The organism is Bacillus mycoides (genome assembly GCF_001757995.1).
Classification (GTDB): Bacteria; Bacillota; Bacilli; order Bacillales; family Bacillaceae_G; genus Bacillus_A; species Bacillus_A mycoides_B.
The window spans coordinates 1-3,639 of sequence record NZ_LXLV01000106.1 but is presented as its reverse complement, the minus strand read 5'-3'; the positions used below and the strand labels follow the sequence as shown (position 1 = coordinate 3,639).

The 3,639-nt window shown below is 34.4% G+C and carries 2 protein-coding genes and 1 pseudogene; all 3 read right to left on the bottom strand.

What is annotated here, in order from left to right:
* Window positions 1–1,754 (bottom strand): DNA topoisomerase (locus BWGOE10_RS28770; protein ID WP_070168365.1); only part of this gene is annotated, 1,754 nt, incomplete at its 3' end.
* A 398-nt stretch (window positions 1,755–2,152) separates the two neighbouring features.
* Window positions 2,153–2,929 carry a GNAT family N-acetyltransferase gene (locus tag BWGOE10_RS28765; protein WP_070144230.1) on the bottom strand — a complete coding sequence of 259 codons (777 nt, stop codon included), beginning with the start codon at window positions 2,927–2,929 and terminating at the stop codon, window positions 2,153–2,155.
* 406 nt (window positions 2,930–3,335) lie between these two features.
* Window positions 3,336–3,639, bottom strand: a pseudogene (locus BWGOE10_RS28760) (hypothetical protein); the annotation flags it as partial.

Below are 3,639 nucleotides of genomic sequence, written 5' to 3'. Positions count from 1 at the left end.
TCTACAAATTCCTCATATTTCATTTCTTTCTTTTCGATCATGTAGATCATCCCTTCCATTTCAGCCGTATAAGCTGGATTTTTGATTTCATCTACCGGAAAAGCATCTATAAACGCACGACCAATATGAGTGGTTCGAATTTGATTATTGGTGACATCAATATAGCTACGGTCTAACAGTTTCGGAATAAATGTTTCTTCCGTTGCGACTGTCCCTATCCGTTTTCCTTTCATGAGTTCCTTCAAATGTTCATCATCTAATTTACGTCCTGCTGTCTCCATAAAGGTTAAAATAGAGCTTTCAGTATGAAAGGCTGGTTTCTTTGTTCGAGACTCAATCAGGTCATACTGAACGATTCTGAAAGAATCTCCTTCTCGTAAAATAGGTATCTGAAATGCTTCAACTGATCCCTCTTCTATATCCTCTTGAAACACACTTAGAAACCCTTTCTCTTGTAGGATCTTTTCTTTTGTACTGTATGTGTTGCCCTCTTGATCTATAAAATGTACTTCTCTTACCAAGTAGATTGCTGGTTTCATAAAATTCCCGATAAATCGTTTTACAATTAAGTCATATAACTGTTTTTCTAATGGATTTCGGTTGGTCCCGACATATAATTTTGTTGTTGGGATGATGGCAAAGTGACTACTGACTAATTCATCATTAAATGTAGTGTGTTTTTTTGTAATAGAAGATGGGATTACTTGTTGTACGAGATTTGCATAGGAGCTTTTTTCTAATGCTGCCATTACTTCCTTCACTCGTTCCACTTGTTCTGTAGGTAAATGCCTGGATGAAGAACGAGGATATGTGATAAAGCCTTCTTCATACAAGCTCTGAATGTGTTTTTTTGCTGTTTCCGCATTTATCTTCAGTTTGGCGTGAGCATCTTTGTAGATATCCGTTAAGTTATATAATAATTTGGGTTTCTTTTTTCTCGTACTTTCTTTAAATTCCGTTACGATTACATTCGTTTCTTTCAAGCTATCTCCAAGCTTTTGTAGTGGCGATGGATCTATCAGTTGCTCTTCGGTTGTCATCACCGGTGATAAACCATTTTCGGTTAGTAGCTTCAAATAGTAGTAGGTTTGTTCTTTATAATTTTGGATAGCAATTTCCCTTTGACGGATTTCATTTAAGATACACATTTGAACACGACCAGAAGCCAATAAGAATTGGTTTCTTGCTAGTTTTGATGTACAACCCCTTGTAACATTAATTCCTAGAATATAATCCAGGTATTGCCTTGCTTTAGCGGATTGAGCAAGCCCGTCATAGTCTGTTCCTGGTTCTAAGCGGTTTAACGCTCCTTCTAATTCTGCGGCCTCATAGGAAGAGATAAAAAGGCGAGATTCTCGCTTGTTCACACCTGCATATTCAACTATTTCACGATAGATAAGCTCACCTTCCTTATCCGCATCACAAGCGTTTGCCACATGATCTACATCGGGACGATTTAACAACTTAACCAGTATTTCAATTTGTTCAAGACTATCTGATTTCGCTTTATATTCCGGCTCTAAAATAATTGGCAAGTGATTAAAATCAAATTCTTTGTATCTTTCATCCATTTCCTCCGGATATTTTAGTTCTAATAAATGCCCTCGGCACCAACTAATAATGTAATTTTCATTTTCATAGTATCCATAATATGGCTTGCTTCCTGGATGCTTTTGTGAGTTTCTAAATCTAGGTGATTTTAATAATTCAACAGCTACTTTCGGCTTTTCTGCAATAAATAATGTTTTTCCCATACGTAGTACCTCCTATTAATCTATAATTTCAGTTTTACGCTTCCATTTCTTGTTTTTCCGCTTTTTTATCATCCTGTGACCAAATATAGCAACGTGTTCAAAAAGACTGCTACAAGGAACATACAGCCCGCAAACAGCCATACATTCATGACATTCACTCCTTTCGTTCTATATGATCAGTTACAATAAAGATGTTTAATTCTGCCCTTATAATCACACAAAACACCGTCCAGTTAACCTAGACGGTGTTTTTAATTGTTGTTTAATATCTCTGTATTGTGAATTACATTACTTAAATTGAATAACAATAAAGTCGTTTAAAATCTAAGTCTTATTCAACAACCGCGCCTGATTCTTGACTAACTCAAGATTAGCTATAAATTCATTCATTTAAAAATCTATAGGACTTTGATATTTAATAATCTTGTTTTAGAGACCATACCAGCACTTTCTAACGTTTGTTTCGAGGGAGTGTTATAATACCAACAACCGCAAATCGGATTTAGATTATTGTCATAACACCATTCCTTTAAATGATGAATTATTGTTCTGCCTATTCCTGTTTTTCTGTATTGTTCATTTGTAAACATGCCCATATTTCCATATCTATCAAGTAACTTACTTTTTTCGATAATCCCTATTCCAAGCAGAATACTTCCTTTGGTGTAGGTGAATATTTCCCTATTTTCAATACGTTCCTCCACTTTATCAAGGAAGTCCTGGCAAACCTCAGTTATTTTTGTAGCATCGCTAGGTACCGCAGCTCTGAATTCCCCATCTTTAAATAATTTTCCCTTTGGAACTTCCACTTTGTTATCTTGGAAAAAGTAAGCTTGTTTTTCGATCTTATAATCATGATCTAATACCAAACTTAAAAAAAGTTCGTCGCATGTTGGAACCAGTATTGACCGAATTGAATGATCCTTAAGAACATTTTCAAAAACCTCTTGGGATTTTTTGTAGTATGATAAATCTAAATAAAATTGAGTTAGGGACTGGTTACTCTGTATGGCATAATAACCTGCAACTTCGGAGTTGTAACGGATTGTATAAAATACGGAATTGAGAATGTGCTCCTCTAAAACGGAATCAATAGGAGAGCTTAATGTGCTAACATATCTTTGGATTAAATCCCCAATATCACTTTGTTTACATTCTTTAAAATAAAAACTCATGTTTGGACACCTCGTATTTTTGTTGATCTCATTAGTACTCATGCAATATATCTTATTACTCATAAAATAAAGAGAATCTATCCAATAAATCATATAAAAGTATTAGTGTGAAATTCTATTTTAGTTTCGTGAAATCCTTCTCTAACCTCCAAGTTAGTTGTACAATCTTACTTTACAATCTGGCCCTTTTGTTCAATAGTATGACTGGCGTTTTTTAAACAACTTTATTATTCTTTAAACGACTTTATTGTAAATTAAACAACTTTATTGTTACTTAACACTATAAACAAGAAAGAGGGCTTTTACTTTTACCCTCTTTCATTTTTAGATATAAAAAAATCACTTTCCGTTTCCTCAATTGAGTAACAAAAAATGATTTAATCTGGTGTTCCTGTTATAAAATTTTTCATCGTTCCATTTCCATCGTTTCTCTTTTTCTACTTGACTTCTTTGTAGCCTTTGACTGCTCTATATTACCAGGCTCTGGCTCTTTGTCTTTTTCTTTACTATTCGTTTGTTTTCCGTTCAATGGCTGAAATCTTTTATCTACATCTATTTCCTTTGAAATTGTAGACTGATTCATCGTTATTCCTTCTTTCCCAAGCTTCTCATCCACCTGGTTTTCTAATTTTACTACGTGTTCCTGGCTTACCAGCTCATTATCAATCGAAACATATTTCGTTGTATAATACCGTTCTTCAGCTTTTACA

What these genes read in the sequence shown, in the direction of transcription:
- BWGOE10_RS28765 (WP_070144230.1), bottom strand. Translation starts at nt 2,929, where the DNA reads ATGAGTTTTTATTTTAAAGAATGTAAACAAAGTGATATTGGGGATTTA.